Genomic DNA, 14,740 nt, shown 5'->3' on the forward strand with positions numbered 1-14,740 from the left:
CCGACCGGGAATGGCACACTCAGCCGCCCGAATGGCCGAGAAACCGCCCGATCGCCTCGATATCGACCGTCTCCGCAAACATGTCATGCGGCCCGTCGAAAACGATCCGGCCCCGGTCGAGGAACAGGACGTCTCCCGCAAGCCGGGCCACTTCGTCCGGATCGTGGCTGACGATGACGATCGTCGCACCCGTCTCTCGGTGCAGATCGATGAGCAGATCCGCCATTGACGACCTCAGCCCCGGATCGAGCGCGGCAAACGGTTCGTCGAGCAGCATGACCGGCTTGCGTCGCACCAGCGCCCTTGCAAAGGCCGTTCTCTGACGCTCTCCGCCCGAAAGCGTCGCCGGGCTGCGTTTGTCATAGCCCGCGAGCCCGACGCGAGACAGGGCCATGGAGACGGCCTCCCGGTCCGCAGCGGAAAGCCGCATCGCCGGATCGATGCCGAGCCCGACATTGGTGAAGACATCGAGATGGGAAAAGAGGTTGTTGTCCTGGAAAACCAGCGAGACCGGCCGCCTGCCGGGCGCAAGCCCGCTCACATCCTCGCCCGCGATCAGCACCCGGCCCCGGTCGGGTCGCTCGAAACCGGCGATCAGGTTGAGGAGTGTCGACTTGCCCGAGCCCGATGGACCGGCAATGGCGGTGATACGCCCGGCGCCGATGCGGCAGTCGAAATCGAACACGGCTTCGCCGAGGCGAAGCTTTACGCCGTCCAGCACGATGTCACCCGTCGCGTTACCCGACATCGGCACGCCCCTCTCCTGATGCGGTTCCCCACGTTCCGGCCAGCGCCAGTATCAGGCAGACGAGACCGAGCAGGAAGGCGAAACCGTCGGCATCGTCGCTGCGATAGCTGCCCATCCGGCTATAGATCAGATAGGGCAGGGTCGTCAGGTTTTCCGAACCGAACAGCGCCACAGCGCCAAGATCGCCGAGCGACAATGCCATCGAAAAGGAAAATCCGGTCAGTATCGGCCGATGCAGCACCGGCCAGTCGACGAATTTCAGACGGGCAAGGCCATGCATGCCGAGGCTTGCGGCAAGCCGCGCCGTTCTCGCCCGGTGTTCGGCAAAGGCAGGCGCCAGCACGCGCATCGTAAAGGGCAGCGACATCAGGGCATTGATGCACACCACGACGACCGGTGCGAAGGCAGAAGTATTGCCGTGAGCCCTGAGCACCATGAACCACCCGGTCGCTAGCACCGTCGTCGGCACCAGCAGCACCAGCGAGGACGAGGCTGCAAGCAGTCCGGAAAACACCATTGCCGGCTGAGATCGCCGCTTGCCGGCGGGCAACGCCGCCCGTGCCTCGATGATCGCGACACTCGCCGCAACGGAAATGACTGCCGCTGAGGCCGCAATGGCGAGACTGGTCAGCGCCGCATCCTGGAAGGCCTTCTCGCCTGTCAGCTTGAGGAGATCGGCCCTCAGGCCGGATATCGCCACCTGCCCGAGCGGCAGCCCGAGAAAGAGCGCGGCGGCAAGGATCGCTATGCCGTCAAGCAACCGCGTGACCGGAGCGCGTCCATCGAAACGCCTGACGACGGCACCGGCCGACGCGCCCGGATCGGACGGCGTTCCGGCAAGCGACAACAAGCCGAGAATGACACCGGTTACCGCGATCTGCAGGAGCGCCAGCGATATCGCGCGCGGCGGATCGAAATCGAGCCGCAGCGCCTGATAGATTGCCACCTCGATCGTGCTTGCCGCCGGCCCCCCGCCGAGCACCAGTACGAGCGTGAAACTGGTGATGCAGAGCATGAAGATCAGCCCGGCGATCCCCGGCAGGATGCGTCGGATGACAGGCCATTCGATGAAGCGGAAATTGGAAAGCGACCCCATGCCGAGACCGGCGCTGGTGCGCCAGTATTCCGCCGGAATACGTTCGAGAGCGGCAAGGACCAGCCGCGCCGCAAGCGGCATGTTGAAGAAGACGTGGGCAAGCAGGATGCCGCCGAGCCCATAGATGCTGAAACGCTGGCCCGCACCGAGCAGGACGAGCAGGTCGTTGACGAGGCCCTGTCGCCCCCAGATGCCGAGCAGGCCGAGTGCTCCGATCAGCACCGGCAGACCCATCGGCACCGCCATCAGCCGGATCAGCCAGACACGTCCGGGAAATCGCGGTTGCCGCGCAAGCGCCCGCGCGACCGGTATGGCAAACGCGACCGAAAGCAGCGTCGACAACACCGCCTGAAACAGCGTGAAACGCAACACGGTGCCGACCACCGGATCGGTGGCCACGGACAGCAGCGCGCCTTCCCCGCCGAATTGAAGGAGCGAAACGACAGCAATGCCGATAAAGGCCGCAATCGCCGAAAATGCGACGAGGCCACCGGTAAGCGCCGGCAGCCTCTCGCGAAGATCAATGAACTGGAAAACCGTCCCGCTCAATTCAGGGTCATGGCGGCGAGCCATTCGTCGATCCATGCCTTGCGGTTGGCGGCAACCTCGTCCGGGCTCATCAGGAAGGTGTCCTTCGGCGAGACCAGCTTGCCGAAGGCGTCCGGCAACGCTTCCGAGGTCGGACCGACCGGCATCATCCAGTTATTGGTCGGTATGGCGTCCTGAAAGCCGGGGCTGACCATGAACTGCAAGAATTCCTTGGCCAGTTCCTTCTGCGGCGCCTTCTTGAGAAGTCCGGCAACCTCGATCTGGATGTAGTGCCCCTCGGAGAATTCTGCAGCCTGGTAACGGTCGGTGTTCTCAGCCACCATGTGATAGGCCGGAGACGTCGTATAGGACAGCACCATCGGTGCCTCCCCCTTGGTGAACAGGCCATAGGCCTCCGACCAGCCGGGAGTGACCGTCAGCACACGGCCCTTGAGTTTGCCCCAGGCCTCCGCGGCCTTGTCGCCATAGACCGACTTCACCCAGAGCAAAAGGCCGAGACCGGGCGTCGAGGTGCGCGGATCCTCGATCACGATCTTCTCTTCGGGGTTGCCTTCCACCAGCTCCTTCAGGCTCTTCGGCGGATTTTTCAACGTCTCGGTATCGTATACCACGGCGAAATGGCCATAGTCGTAGGGAACGAAACTGTCGTCGGAAAAACCGCCGGGAACGGAGACCTTGGAAACATCGACGCCGTGAGTGTCGAACAGGCCGGTCTGCTTCGCTTCCGTGACGAGGTTGGTGTCGAGGCCGAGCACCACGTCGGCCTTGGTCGCTTCCCCTTCGAGCTTGAGGCGGGTGAGCAGCGCCACGCCATCGGCAACGCCGACAAAATCGACGGTGCAGCCGCAGGTCTTCTCGAAGGCTTCCTTGACCTTCGGCCCAGGTCCCCATTCGGAGATGAAGCTTTCATAAGTGTAGACCGTCAGGGTCTTGTCCGCAGCCATCGCGGAGAGCGCAGGCAGCAACGAAAAGACCGTGGCCGCAACAAGCCCGCGGCTCAAAAACGAAAGAGATTTGGTCGGCATATCGCCCCTCCATAAAAGTAGGATTTCGGGATAGGGCGTCTTTGTCTTACGCGTCTAATCCCTCCGCCGGTGTTAGCCGGATCAGGTTCCGCGGGTTGGCTTTTGGCCTCTCAGCTCCACGTCCGGAAAGGACATGAGGCACCCCGTTAGAGCAGGACGAGACATAGCGCGGCGGTCTGCGGGAGGCAAGGGCATTGCAAAAAAGTGCCTGAAACGGCCGATGTTGCGTGGCCGCAACGCTTTTCCAACCTATTTCTGCCATTCTGTCGCAGGAAGGCTGGTATTGTGTCCGGGTACGGGTGCACAGCGCCTTTGTGATGATATAAGAAAAAGCCGATACGGCGAGACAGTGATATATGGTCAGTTCGGATCCGGAAAAAGCTGCAAACGGGCGCCCCACGGCTGCGACGGTCGAACTTAGTTTTTCGCGGCAAGTGCGGATCGCCGCCGATTCCTTCTGGGCATCCTCGGTGCGCAACCGGGTCTTCGTGGTCGCCGGCGCGCTGCTTGCCGTCATCCTCCTGACCACCTACGGCCAGGTCCTGATAAACCGCTGGAACGTGCCCTTCTACAATTCCCTGGAACGGCGCGACATCGATGCCTTCATCCGGGAGCTCGGCAATTTCGGCCTGATCGCCGGTTTTCTGCTGCTGCTCAACGTCATCCAGACCTGGCTCAACCAGATGACCGCGCTCTACATGCGCGAGGGCCTGTCGCGCGATGTCGTCGACCAGTGGTTGAAGGACCGCCGCGCCTACCGGCTCTCGATGTCGAGCCCGCTCGGCGTCAATCCGGACCAGCGCCTGCACGAGGATGCCCGCAAGCTCGCGGAAATGACCACCTCGCTGTCGATCGGACTTGTCCAGGCAACGATCCTGCTCGTCAGCTTCATCGGCGTTCTCTGGCAGATGTCGAGCGGCTTCGTCTTTCATGTCGGCGACTACAGTTTCTCCATTCCCGGCTATATGGTCTGGGGAGCGCTGATCTATGCCGCCGCCGCGTCGCTGCTCAGCAAGGTGGTCGGCTGGCGGCTCACCCGGCTCAATGCCGAACGCTATGCGCGCGAAGCCGACCTGCGCTTCTCGCTGATGCGCGCCAACGAGAACCTCGAGGCCATCGCGCTCGCCGGCGGCGAGGAAACCGAGCGCCGCCACATTCACGAGGCGATCGATTCCGTTCTTGCCGTCATCCGCCAGCTTGCCATGGCGCTGACCAATCTCACCTGGGTCACGGCCGGCTTCGGCTGGCTCGCCATGATCGTGCCGATCCTGATCGCCTCACCCGCCTATTTCGCGGGAACCATGACCTTCGGCGAACTCATGGCCGCGGCCGCTGCCTTCAACCAGGTCTATTCGGCCTTGCGCTGGTATGTCGACAATTACGGTGCCATCGCCGACTGGCAGGCCGCCCTTCTCCGGGTGACGGTCTTCCGCGCCGCGCTGATGGAAATCGAGGATATCAAGCCGAAGGACGGCGGTATCGCTATCGAGGTCGGCCCGCCCGGCAAGCTCAGCTTCGAGGACCTTGCGATCTGCCCGCAGATCGATGGCGAGATCAGCCGTACCGGCTTCAGGATCAGGGAACAGAACCCGGAAATCGCCGCCGGCGAGCGCATCATGGTCAATGGCGATCAGGGGGTGAACCGCCGGCTGCTGTTCAATGCGATTGCCGGGCTGTGGCCCTACGGCAAGGGTACGATCCGCCTGCCGCAGGAAGACAACATCCTCTTCGTGCCGCAGCTCGAATATCTGCCGGAAGGCAAGTTGAAGAGCGTGCTGGCCTATCCGCTTGCCTCGGCCGGCATCCCGGAAGAGGCGATGGTCGCCGCCCTGAAGCGGGTCGGCCTGGAACGCATTGCCGACAAGCTGGACGAGCGCGCCCGCTGGGACCGCCTGCTGGACAAGGACGAGCAGATGGCGCTGGCCTTTGCCGGCCTTCTCCTGCGCAAGCCCCGCTGGATCGTCTTCAACGATGTTCTGGAAGGACTGGAATCAGACACGGTCGCGACCCTATCGAGCGTCATGTCGGAATTCACCGACGCGACGCTGATCTATATCGGCCGCTCCGGCGCCTTCTACGACGCAACCTCCCCGCGTCTTCTGCATCTGGAACGGCTCAACCCGGAACCGCCCCGTCCGCGGGAAACGACGGAAGCCGCCTGAGGCAGGAAGCCACGGGCGGTACGCGCCGCTTTGAGGTCCTGGACCTCAGCCCTCCAGCTCCTCGCGCAGCATTTCCAGCTCCAGCCATTCCTCTTCCATGCGGGTGAGATCGGCGCGCAGCTTTTCCATTTCGGCAGCAAGTCTGTTGAAGGTCGCTGGGTCCTTGGTGAAAAGGTTTGGATCGGCCATCTTCGCCTCGCGGGCGGCGATTTCCTTCTCCGTCTTCTCCATTTCCTTCGGCAGGTTTTCGAGAGCGAATTTCTGCTTGTAGGAAAGCTTGCCCTTGCCCTTCGAACCTTGATCCGCAACAGGCTTGTCCGCGCTGCCGGACGCCTTCGCCTTCTCCGCTTTCTCCACCCGCTTGCGCTCGTCCTCGGCGCCCTTGCGCTGGGCGAGCATGTCGGAATAGCCCCCGGCATATTCGATCCAGCGGCCATCGGGATGTTCCGGATCGACCGGCGCGATAGTGGACGTCACGGTCCGGTCGAGGAAATCGCGGTCGTGGCTGACGAGGATGACGGTTCCCGAATAGCCGGCAACGATCTCCTGCAGAAGATCGAGCGTCTCGATGTCGAGATCGTTGGTCGGCTCGTCGAGGATGAGCAGGTTCGAGGACTTCGCCATGATCCGGGCGAGGATCAGCCGGGCGCGCTCGCCGCCGGAAAGGTTGCGGATCGGCGTGCGGGCTTGTTCCGGCTGAAACAGGAAGTCCTTCATGTAGCCGGTCACATGCTTCTGCTCGCCATTGACGAGCAGGTTTTCGCCGCGTCCGTCCGTCAGGTAATGGGCGAGCGTATCGTCGGGGTTCAGCCCTTCGCGTTTCTGGTCCAGCACCGCGATTTCGAGATTGGTGCCAAGCTTCACCGAACCGCTGTCCGGTTCGAGCTGACCGGTCAGCATCTTGAGGAGCGTCGTCTTGCCGGCCCCGTTCGGGCCGATCAGGCCGATACAGTCGCCGCGATGAACCCGGATAGAAAACGGCGCGACGATCGTGCGCTCGCCATAGGCCTTGGTGATCTTTTCCGCCTCGATCACCAGCTTGCCGCTCTCGCGGCCCTCGGTGACATTGGCCTGGATGGTGCCCTGCGGCCCCTTGTGACCGCGATATTCCGCCCGCATCGTCTGAAGCTGGCCGAGGCGGCGCATGTTGCGCTTGCGCCGGGCGGTCACGCCGTAACGCAGCCAGTGCTCCTCGCGTTCGATCGCCTTGCCGAGCTTGTGCTGCTCGATTTCTTCCTCCTCGAGCACCTTGTCGCGCCATTCCTCGAAGTGGGCGAAGCCCCGGTTGAGCCGGCGCGAAAGACCGCGGTCGAGCCAGACGGTCGCGGTGGAAACCTTTTCCAAAAAACGCCGGTCGTGACTGATCAGAACGAGCGCGCTACGGCTCTTGGCAAGCTCGCTTTCCAGCCATTCGATGGTCGGAAGGTCGAGATGGTTGGTCGGCTCGTCGAGCATCAGGATATCGGGTTCCGGCGCCAGCACCCGCGCCAGTGCCGCCCGGCGGGCCTCGCCGCCGGAAAGGCTCTTCGGGTCCTCATGGCCCGTCAGCCCCAGATGCTCGAGCAGATAGGTGACGCGGTAGGGATCGTCGCCCGGTCCGAGCCCTGCCTCGGCATAGGCTTGCACGGTCGAGAAACCGGCGAAATCGGGAGCCTGTTCCAGATAACGGATGGTCGCAGCCGGATGACGGAAGACCTCGCCCGACTGCGCCTCGACCAGCCCGGCCGCGATCTTCATCAGCGTCGACTTTCCCGAACCGTTACGGCCGACGAGGCAGATCCGGTCTCCTGGTTCCACCTGCAGGCTGGCGCCGGCAAGCAGCGGCGTGCCGCCGAAGGAAAGGAAGATATCGTCGAGTTTCAGGATGGGAGGCGCCAAGGCTTCAGGCTCCGGTCATGTCATAGGGGCGGGCAAGCAGGATCGCGTCTCCGCTCTTCAGCGATAGCGCAATCGGGCCTTCCGCCACATTGGAAATGGTGCGCGACGAACCGAACGGCAGTTGGAAATCGTCGAGCGGATAACGGACATTGCGGATCGAAAGCCCTGTAAGTGGCGAAAATCCGAGAATGGAAAAAAGCGACCCCTTCGGCAGGTCGATGGCGCTTTCCCCGGGAAGCAGCGGATAGACTTCCTCCTCGCCCGAGGTGAGAAGAATGTGGCGGCCCTCCTTAGCAAGGCTCACGGCCTGCAGCATGTGCATCAGCGCATGATCGGACCGCTCGCCGCCGAGCCCGCCGGCAAGGATCAGGCTTTCGGCACCCCGCGCCAGCGCCTCGCCGATGGCGATCGCCCCATCGGTCTCGGCCTTCTGCGCCGGATAGGGCATTTTCGGCACATCGGGGAAATCCCTGGACAGGTCTTCCGGCGAGGAATCGAAATCGCCCACCCAGAGTTCGGGCTTAAGGCCGAGCGCCGCCGCATGACGCATGCCGCCGTCGGCCGCGATCACCCGGCTTCCGGCGATCGCCGTCATCAGGCGTTCGGTTCCGGTGAGCGGCCCTCCGAGCAGGATGGTGAAGCTGTTTTTCCTCATGGCCCTGCCCATAGCGCATCTTTGCGTCAAAGGGAAAGCGCTTCGACAAGGCAGTCCGTCGACCGGCCCATTGCGAGGACTGCCCCTCACCCCGACCCTCCCCCCACAAGCGGGCAGAGGTCCCGGCAGCCGGATGAGGGGCCGCGATCCACACGCAACGTCCACCAACGTCCACCTTGCACCGCAACTCCTCGCCCATTACCTTCCCGCCGACTAAAAACGGAAAGAAAACCATGCAATTTACCGGCACCGCCGATTACGTCGCCGACAAGGACCTCATGGTCGCCGTCAACGCGGCGATCGCGCTTGAGCGTCCGCTTCTCGTCAAGGGCGAACCCGGCACCGGCAAGACCGAGCTTGCCCGACAGGTGGCCGCGGCCCTCGGCCTCGACATGATCGAATGGAACGTCAAGTCGACCACCAAGGCGCAGCAGGGGCTCTACGAATATGATGCCGTCTCGCGCCTGCGCGACAGCCAGCTCGGCGACGGGCGCGTCAACGACGTGAAGAACTACATCCGCAAGGGCAAACTCTGGCAGGCCTTCGCCGCGGACACGAAGACCGTGCTCCTGATCGACGAGATCGACAAGGCCGATATCGAGTTCCCGAACGACCTGTTGCAGGAACTCGACCGCATGGAATTCCATGTCTACGAGACCGGCGAGACCGTGAAGGCCAGGGTCCGGCCGATCGTCATCATTACGTCGAACAACGAGAAGGAATTGCCGGACGCCTTCCTGCGCCGCTGCTTCTTCCACTATATCCGCTTTCCCGATGCAGATACGCTGGCACGGATCGTCGAGGTCCACTATCCCGGCCTGAAGCAGAACCTGATCCGCGCGGCACTCACCCAGTTCTACGAGATCCGCGAGACGCCGGGCCTGCGCAAGAAACCGTCGACCTCGGAGGCGCTCGACTGGATTCGCCTTCTGGTCGCCGTGGACGTCGATCCCGCCGACCTTCGCGTCGACCCGAAGCAGGCCCTGCCGAAGCTCCACGGCGCGCTCCTGAAGAACGAGCAGGACGTCCATCTCTTCGAACGGCTCGCCTTCATGGCAAGGCGGGAGGGACGATGACGCGCGATGCTACGCCACATGGGACACCCGATGCATTCAAGGTCCTGATCTACGTCACCTGGCGCGATCGCCTTCTCGTTTTCGACGAACCGGACTTTCCCGAAATCGCGTTGCAGGTTCCGGGCGGCACTGTGGAGCATCCGGAAACCGTCGAACGCGCTGCCTTCAGGGAATTTGCCGAGGAAACCGGGCTCGAGCCGAAGGCACCGTTCCGGCTGATCGAGACATGCAACCACCGCTTTGAGCAAAAGGGATCGCTCATCACCCACCGGCGCTCCTATTTTCATGTGGCGCTGCCGGAAAAGCCTGCCGAAACATGGGTTCACTGGGAAAAAATGCCTTTCGGCGGCGGCGAGCCGGTCCGTTTCCGTTTCTTCTGGCTCGGGCTGGACGAGGCCCGTCAAAGGCTCGGATACGGCATGGCGGAAGCGCTTGCCTGTCTCGGCGGGGAGACGATGACACCCGCGCTGCATCGCGAAAACCTTTTCCGTTGATTCACGCCGCCGACAGGCGTAAAGGACTGGCCTCGTGGTGATTTGGCCGGCCGGCTTGCAGCCACGTTAAATAAGTCGCTAAAGGGCCGAGGCGAGTTCGAGAAACTTTCCGAGGACCGGTAGCGATATGGGAAGCTGCCGGTTTTTTTGTATGTGCGCGGTGCCGGGCCTGTCCGGACCGCCATGACACGGAAAGTCGAGTTCGAACATGCCGATCAAGATACCCGATACCCTGCCCGCCTTTGAAACCCTCGTGCATGAGGGCGTGCGGGTCATGACCGAAACGGCCGCTATCCGTCAGGATATCCGCCCGCTGCAGATCGGGCTGCTCAATCTCATGCCGAACAAGATCAAGACGGAGGTACAGTTTGCCCGTCTGATCGGTGCCTCGCCGCTACAGGTCGAACTAACCCTCGTGCGCATCGGCGGCCACAAGGCCAAGAACACGCCGGAGGAGCACCTTCTTTCCTTCTACCAGACCTGGGAGGAAGTGAAGGACCGCAAGTTCGACGGTTTCATCATCACCGGCGCGCCGGTCGAAACGCTGCCCTACGAGGAAGTCACCTACTGGCCGGAGATGGAAAAGATCCTCGACTGGACGGAAACCAACGTCCATTCGACGATGAACGTCTGCTGGGGCGCGATGGCGGCGATCTATCACTTCCACGAGGTGCCGAAGCACACGCTGAAGGAAAAGGCCTTCGGCGTCTATCGCCACCGCAATCTTGCGCCCTCCTCCATCTACCTCAATGGTTTCTCGGATGATTTCCAGGTGCCGGTCTCCCGCTGGACCGAGGTCCGCCGCGAGGACATCAGCGTGGTCCCGGGACTGGAGATCCTGATGGAATCGGATGAAATGGGGGTCTGCCTCGTGCATGAGAAGCGCGGCAACCGGCTCTACATGTTCAACCACGTCGAATACGACTCGACCTCGCTCGGAGAAGAGTATTTCCGCGACGTCAATTCCGGCGTGCCGATCAAGATGCCGCACGACTATTTCCCGCACAACGATCCGGAGATCACCCCCTTGAACCGCTGGCGCAGCCATGCCCATCTGCTGTTCGGAAACTGGATCAACGAGATCTACCAGACGACACCCTACGATCTGGAAGTCATCGGCAGCGGCAAGGAGACCTGAGCCCATGGCGGGAACCGCCGAGATCCGTCCGCTCGCCAAAGCGGACGAGGCGGAATGGCGGCGCTTGTGGAAGGCCTATCTGGCCTTCTACGAGACCGAACTGCCCGAGGAAATCTATGCGACGACCTTCGCCCGGCTGACCGGTTCGGCACCGGGCGAATATCGCGGTCTCCTTGCGCTGGTCGACGGCCGCCCCGCCGGCCTTGCGCACTATCTCTTCCATCGTTCCTGCTGGCATATCGACAATGTGTGCTATCTTCAGGATCTCTATGCCGACCCTGAGGTCCGCGGCACCGGCATCGGCCGCGCGCTGATCGAGGCCGTCTACGAGAAGGCGAGAGCGGAAGGCTCGAAGGAGGTCTACTGGATGACGCAGGAATTCAACGCCACTGCGCGCCGGCTCTACGACCGGATCGCGGAAAAGACCCCCTTCCTCGTCTATCAGAAGAATTTCTGAGGCCCGATGTTCATCCCTTTCTTCCTGAAACTGAAGGAAGCGAGTATCCCGGTGACGCTCCGGGAGTTCCTGGCGCTTCTCGAAGGCATGGAAGCAGGGCTTGCCGATTTCGACACGGAAGCCTTCTATTTCCTCGCCCGCACCGCGCTGGTGAAGGACGAAAGGCATATCGATCGCTTCGACCGCATCTTCTCCGAGATCTTCGGTGGACTGGAAACCGTCACGGGTGCCGATGGTGTGGAGACCGTGCCGATCCCCGAGGAATGGCTGCGCCGGCTGGCTGAAAAGCATCTCTCGGAAGAAGACAAGAAACTGGTCGAGGCTCTAGGCGGCTTCGACAAGCTGATGGAAACGCTGCGCCAGCGGCTTTCCGAGCAGAAGGGCCGCCATCAGGGCGGTTCCAAATGGATCGGCACCGCCGGCACCTCTCCCTTCGGCGCCTATGGCTACAATCCCGAAGGCATTCGCATTGGCCAGGACACATCGCGTCATCGCCGGGCGGTGAAGGTCTGGGACAAACGCGAATTCCGCAATCTCGACGACGGGGTTGAGCTGGGCACCCGCAACATCAAGGTAGCGCTGAGACGGCTCCGCCGGTTCATCCGCGAAGGTGCGGCCGATGAATTCGACCTTGCCGGCACCATCCGCTCCACCGCCGAACACGGCTATCTCGACGTGAAGACGCGGCCGGAACGGCGCAACGCCGTCAAGCTATTGATGTTCTTCGATATCGGTGGCTCCATGGACGATCACATCCACACCGTCGAAGAACTCTTCTCCGCCGCCCGCTCCGAATTCCGGCACATGGACTACTTCTATTTCCACAACTGCCCCTATGAACGGGTATGGAAGGACAATCGCCGCCGGCATTCCGAAGTGATGGCGACCGAGGACGTCATTCGAACCTATGGCTCCGATTACCGCCTGATCTTCGTCGGAGACGCCTCGATGAGCCCCTACGAGATCACCCATCCCGGCGGTTCCGTTGAACACTGGAACACGGAGGCTGGCGCGGTCTGGATCGACCGGTTGACGGGCCATTTCCGGAAGAGCCTCTGGCTCAACCCGTTGCAGGAGGACCGCTGGGGCTATACGACATCGGTCAGCCTCATCCGCCGACTGATGGGCGACCGCATGTTTCCGCTGACGCTCGGCGGGCTCGAAACCGCGGCAAGAGAGCTTTCCCGCTGATTTTCATCTCCTCAACATTTCCCAAGCCAGGATCACGCCATGCAGAAAGAGATTTTCGGACAGACCGCAAGCGGCGAGACAGTCGAACGCGTCACGCTTTCGGCCGGCGGCCTGACGGCCCGTATCATGACCTATGGCGCGACGATCCAGGACCTGCGCCTTGAGGGTCACGCAGCACCGCTGGTGCTCGGCTTCGACCGGCTGGAGGACTATGAGCGCCATTCGCCTTATTTCGGCGTGACCCCCGGCCGCTGCTCCAACCGTATCGCCGGCGGCGCATTCACGCTCGACGGCAAGCCGTATCGGCTCGAACGCAACGAGAAAGACGTCAATCATCTGCATGGCGGCTCGGACGGCATCGCGAAACGGAACTGGCAGATCATCGGCTTATCCTCCGACAGCGTCACGCTGGCGATGACCGATCCGGATGGCCGCGCCGGCTATCCCGGCAATTGCCGGATCACCGCCACTTACCAGCTCAGGGACGAAGGCGTGCTGTCGGTCGTCTATGAAAGCGAGACCGATCAGCCGACGCTCGCCAATATCTGCCAGCACGCCTATTTCAATCTCGACGGCGGCGCCGATATTCTCGGCCACGACCTGATGATCGCCGCCGATCACTACCTGCCTGTCGATGACGTGCTGATCCCGACCGGCGAGATTCGGCCGGTGGACGGAACCCCCTTCGATTTCCGCGAGATGCGGCCTATCCGCCGTCAGGTGGACGGCACACAGGTGCCCTACGACCACAACTTCTGCCTCTCCCCGACCCGCATGCAAAAACGCAGCGTGGCGCTGGCCCGTAGCATCAATTCCGGCGTCACCATGGAAGTGCGCACCACCGAACCCGGCGTGCAATTCTATGCCGGCGTCTACGTTAACGTGCCGGTTCCAGGGCTCGAGGGGAAGACTTACGGCCCCTATGCCGGTTTCTGCCTCGAAACCCAGGTCTGGCCGGACGCGATCAACCACGCCGCCTTCCCGAGCCCGGTGCTGAGGCCCGGCCAAGTGCTGAGGCAGGAAACCGACTACGTGTTTTCGCGGATCTGAACCGGCCTCCGGCTGGCGATGCCCGCGATGGTCTTCAGATGGCGGTGAAGCCGTTATCGACGAAGAGATGCGCGCCGTTGACGAAATTCGATTCGTCACTGGCCAGATAGAGCGCGGCGCGCGCCACGTCTTCCGGCTCACCGATACGGCCCTGCTGGACGGCAATGGCTGCGTCGGAGACGTCGACGCCATGCGCGGAAAGCTCAGCCACTTCCCGAAGTCCGTGCGGCGTGCGGATGAAGCCGGGGCAGACGGCGTTGCAACGGATGTTCCGGTCGCGAAACTCGACGCCGATCGCGCGGGCAAACATGTGTACGGCGCCCTTCGTCGTGTCGTAGAGCACTTCCATCGGCGTTGCCGCCACAGCCGATATCGACGAGGTGCAGACGATCGAACCGCCGCCGGCCCCGATCATGCCCGGCAGCACGGCCTTGGTCATCAGGAACATCGAACGGACATTGACGGCATGCAGCCAGTCCCATTCCTCGGTCGTGGTCTCGAGAAAAGGCTTGATGACGATCGTGCCCGCATGATTGAAAAGGACGGTCACCGGACCGAAATGCGCTTCGACGCCCCGCACGGCGTCATTGACGGCCTTCTCGTCGGAAACATCGGCGACCCAATGTTCCGCCACACCGCCCGCCTCGCGGATGTCAGCCGCGGTTCGGGCAGCCTCGTCGCCATTGCGATCGATGATGGCGACCTTCGCACCCTCCGCTGCGAACAGCCTGGAAGCCGCGCCGCCCATGCCGGTCGCGCCGCCTGAAATGATTGCAATCTTGCCCCTCAACCTGTCGGCCATGCCGTCCCCCTTCGATGCGGATTGGAGGACTATAGGGCGCGAAACAGCGCCTGTCTGCCGGATTGAAACGGCGCAACGTCTAAGCCGCTTTGCATTTTCTGTTATTTTCGGGAGAAAACTGGAGCGGGTGAGGCGATTCGAACGCCCGACCCCAACCTTGGCAAGGTTGTGCTCTACCCCTGAGCTACACCCGCTCATATCGACGATCCGGGGGTAGTCGGTGGATCGAAGGTCGTCTGCGTTGCGGCGACGGGCGCTATATGGCCCAATCATTTTTCAAATGCAACAGGGAAATGACGAAATTTCCGAGAAAAAATCACGCGCCTTTCGAAAGCCCGGAAAACCGGGGTTTGCATGGGATGACCGCGATTGCCAAGCCCGGCAAGCGGACGTATCACTCTCCCCCGACAGCAAAACGG

13 protein-coding genes, 1 tRNA gene and 2 riboswitches are annotated in these 14,740 nt (G+C 62.4%); of the genes, 7 read left to right on the forward strand and 7 right to left on the reverse strand.

All coding sequences use genetic code 11. The annotated features are described in order from the left end of the window. Positions 1-19: 19 nt before the first annotated feature. The 3 genes from J5N58_RS09885 to thiB are packed head-to-tail and all read right to left on the reverse strand — an operon-like array spanning position 20 to position 3,418. Entirely contained in the window at positions 20-748 is a 729-nt protein-coding gene (locus tag J5N58_RS09885) for a thiamine ABC transporter ATP-binding protein (protein ID WP_244710703.1), read from the reverse strand. After that, positions 738-2,417 (reverse strand): thiamine/thiamine pyrophosphate ABC transporter permease, encoded by a 1,680-nt coding sequence (gene thiP, locus J5N58_RS09890; RefSeq protein ID WP_112830553.1) that lies wholly within the window; start codon positions 2,415-2,417, stop codon positions 738-740. The genes J5N58_RS09885 and thiP overlap by 11 nt, the downstream gene beginning before the upstream one ends. Next, a complete protein-coding gene (gene thiB, locus J5N58_RS09895) occupies positions 2,390-3,418 on the reverse strand; it encodes a thiamine ABC transporter substrate binding subunit (protein WP_112830554.1) in 1,029 nt (342 codons plus the stop codon). Before thiB ends, thiP begins: the two co-directional genes overlap by 28 nt. Positions 3,419-3,459: 41 nt before the next feature. Next, positions 3,460-3,574: riboswitch (TPP riboswitch) on the reverse strand. A gap of 200 nt (positions 3,575-3,774) precedes the next feature. Here thiB and J5N58_RS09900 point away from each other — a divergent pair. Further along, positions 3,775-5,580 (forward strand): ABC transporter ATP-binding protein/permease, encoded by a 1,806-nt coding sequence (locus J5N58_RS09900; RefSeq protein ID WP_112830555.1) that lies wholly within the window; start codon positions 3,775-3,777, stop codon positions 5,578-5,580. Positions 5,581-5,625: 45 nt separating this feature from the next. Here J5N58_RS09900 and J5N58_RS09905 read toward each other — a convergent pair whose 3' ends face one another. Then, entirely contained in the window at positions 5,626-7,458 is a 1,833-nt protein-coding gene (locus tag J5N58_RS09905; protein ID WP_113443138.1) for an ABC-F family ATP-binding cassette domain-containing protein, read from the reverse strand. Between the two features lie 4 nt (positions 7,459-7,462). Next, a complete protein-coding gene (locus tag J5N58_RS09910; RefSeq protein WP_112830722.1) occupies positions 7,463-8,113 on the reverse strand; it encodes a thiamine diphosphokinase in 651 nt (216 codons plus the stop codon). 233 nt (positions 8,114-8,346) lie between these two features. Between J5N58_RS09910 and J5N58_RS09915 the strand changes: the two genes are divergently transcribed. From J5N58_RS09915 to J5N58_RS09940, 6 genes are all read left to right on the forward strand, one after another. Next, positions 8,347-9,189 (forward strand): AAA family ATPase, encoded by an 843-nt coding sequence (locus tag J5N58_RS09915; protein ID WP_113443139.1) that lies wholly within the window; start codon positions 8,347-8,349, stop codon positions 9,187-9,189. Continuing rightward, positions 9,186-9,683: an NUDIX hydrolase gene (locus J5N58_RS09920; RefSeq protein WP_113425458.1), complete on the forward strand. Its 498-nt coding sequence runs from the start codon at positions 9,186-9,188 to the stop codon at positions 9,681-9,683. The genes J5N58_RS09915 and J5N58_RS09920 overlap by 4 nt, the downstream gene beginning before the upstream one ends. A 24-nt stretch (positions 9,684-9,707) precedes the next feature. Continuing rightward, positions 9,708-9,785, forward strand: a riboswitch (SAM riboswitch). A 106-nt stretch (positions 9,786-9,891) separates the two neighbouring features. Continuing rightward, entirely contained in the window at positions 9,892-10,821 is a 930-nt protein-coding gene (gene metA, locus J5N58_RS09925; RefSeq protein WP_113338104.1) for a homoserine O-acetyltransferase MetA, read from the forward strand. Positions 10,822-10,825: 4 nt separating this feature from the next. Beyond that, positions 10,826-11,278: a GNAT family N-acetyltransferase gene (locus J5N58_RS09930; RefSeq protein WP_112830560.1), complete on the forward strand. Its 453-nt coding sequence runs from the start codon at positions 10,826-10,828 to the stop codon at positions 11,276-11,278. Between the two features lie 6 nt (positions 11,279-11,284). After that, entirely contained in the window at positions 11,285-12,469 is a 1,185-nt protein-coding gene (locus tag J5N58_RS09935; protein WP_113425457.1) for a vWA domain-containing protein, read from the forward strand. Positions 12,470-12,508: 39 nt separating this feature from the next. Next, positions 12,509-13,519 carry an aldose epimerase family protein gene (locus tag J5N58_RS09940; protein ID WP_113425456.1) on the forward strand — a complete coding sequence of 337 codons (1,011 nt, stop codon included), beginning with the start codon at positions 12,509-12,511 and terminating at the stop codon, positions 13,517-13,519. A gap of 34 nt (positions 13,520-13,553) precedes the next feature. On the opposite strand, the gene J5N58_RS09945 is transcribed toward J5N58_RS09940, so the two are convergent. After that, on the reverse strand, positions 13,554-14,321 hold the full coding sequence (locus J5N58_RS09945; protein WP_244710637.1) for an SDR family NAD(P)-dependent oxidoreductase: 768 nt from the start codon (positions 14,319-14,321) through the stop codon (positions 13,554-13,556). Between the two features lie 119 nt (positions 14,322-14,440). After that, positions 14,441-14,515 (reverse strand) — tRNA-Gly (locus J5N58_RS09950). Between the last annotated feature and the right edge of the window lie 225 nt (positions 14,516-14,740).

Source organism: Paenirhizobium cremeum, from assembly GCF_022884085.1.
In the GTDB taxonomy this organism is placed as follows: Bacteria; Pseudomonadota; Alphaproteobacteria; order Rhizobiales; family Rhizobiaceae; genus Allorhizobium; species Allorhizobium cremeum.

What these genes read in the sequence shown, in the direction of transcription:
- thiP (WP_112830553.1), bottom strand. Translation starts at nt 2,417, where the DNA reads ATGGCTCGCCGCCATGACCCTGAATTGAGCGGGACGGTTTTCCAGTTC.
- J5N58_RS09900 (WP_112830555.1), top strand. Translation starts at nt 3,775, where the DNA reads ATGGTCAGTTCGGATCCGGAAAAAGCTGCAAACGGGCGCCCCACGGCT.
- J5N58_RS09940 (WP_113425456.1), top strand. Translation starts at nt 12,509, where the DNA reads ATGCAGAAAGAGATTTTCGGACAGACCGCAAGCGGCGAGACAGTCGAA.
- metA (WP_113338104.1), top strand. Translation starts at nt 9,892, where the DNA reads ATGCCGATCAAGATACCCGATACCCTGCCCGCCTTTGAAACCCTCGTG.
- J5N58_RS09910 (WP_112830722.1), bottom strand. Translation starts at nt 8,113, where the DNA reads ATGAGGAAAAACAGCTTCACCATCCTGCTCGGAGGGCCGCTCACCGGA.
- J5N58_RS09945 (WP_244710637.1), bottom strand. Translation starts at nt 14,321, where the DNA reads ATGGCCGACAGGTTGAGGGGCAAGATTGCAATCATTTCAGGCGGCGCG.
- J5N58_RS09915 (WP_113443139.1), top strand. Translation starts at nt 8,347, where the DNA reads ATGCAATTTACCGGCACCGCCGATTACGTCGCCGACAAGGACCTCATG.
- J5N58_RS09920 (WP_113425458.1), top strand. Translation starts at nt 9,186, where the DNA reads ATGACGCGCGATGCTACGCCACATGGGACACCCGATGCATTCAAGGTC.
- J5N58_RS09885 (WP_244710703.1), bottom strand. Translation starts at nt 748, where the DNA reads ATGTCGGGTAACGCGACGGGTGACATCGTGCTGGACGGCGTAAAGCTT.
- J5N58_RS09935 (WP_113425457.1), top strand. Translation starts at nt 11,285, where the DNA reads ATGTTCATCCCTTTCTTCCTGAAACTGAAGGAAGCGAGTATCCCGGTG.
- thiB (WP_112830554.1), bottom strand. Translation starts at nt 3,418, where the DNA reads ATGCCGACCAAATCTCTTTCGTTTTTGAGCCGCGGGCTTGTTGCGGCC.
- J5N58_RS09930 (WP_112830560.1), top strand. Translation starts at nt 10,826, where the DNA reads ATGGCGGGAACCGCCGAGATCCGTCCGCTCGCCAAAGCGGACGAGGCG.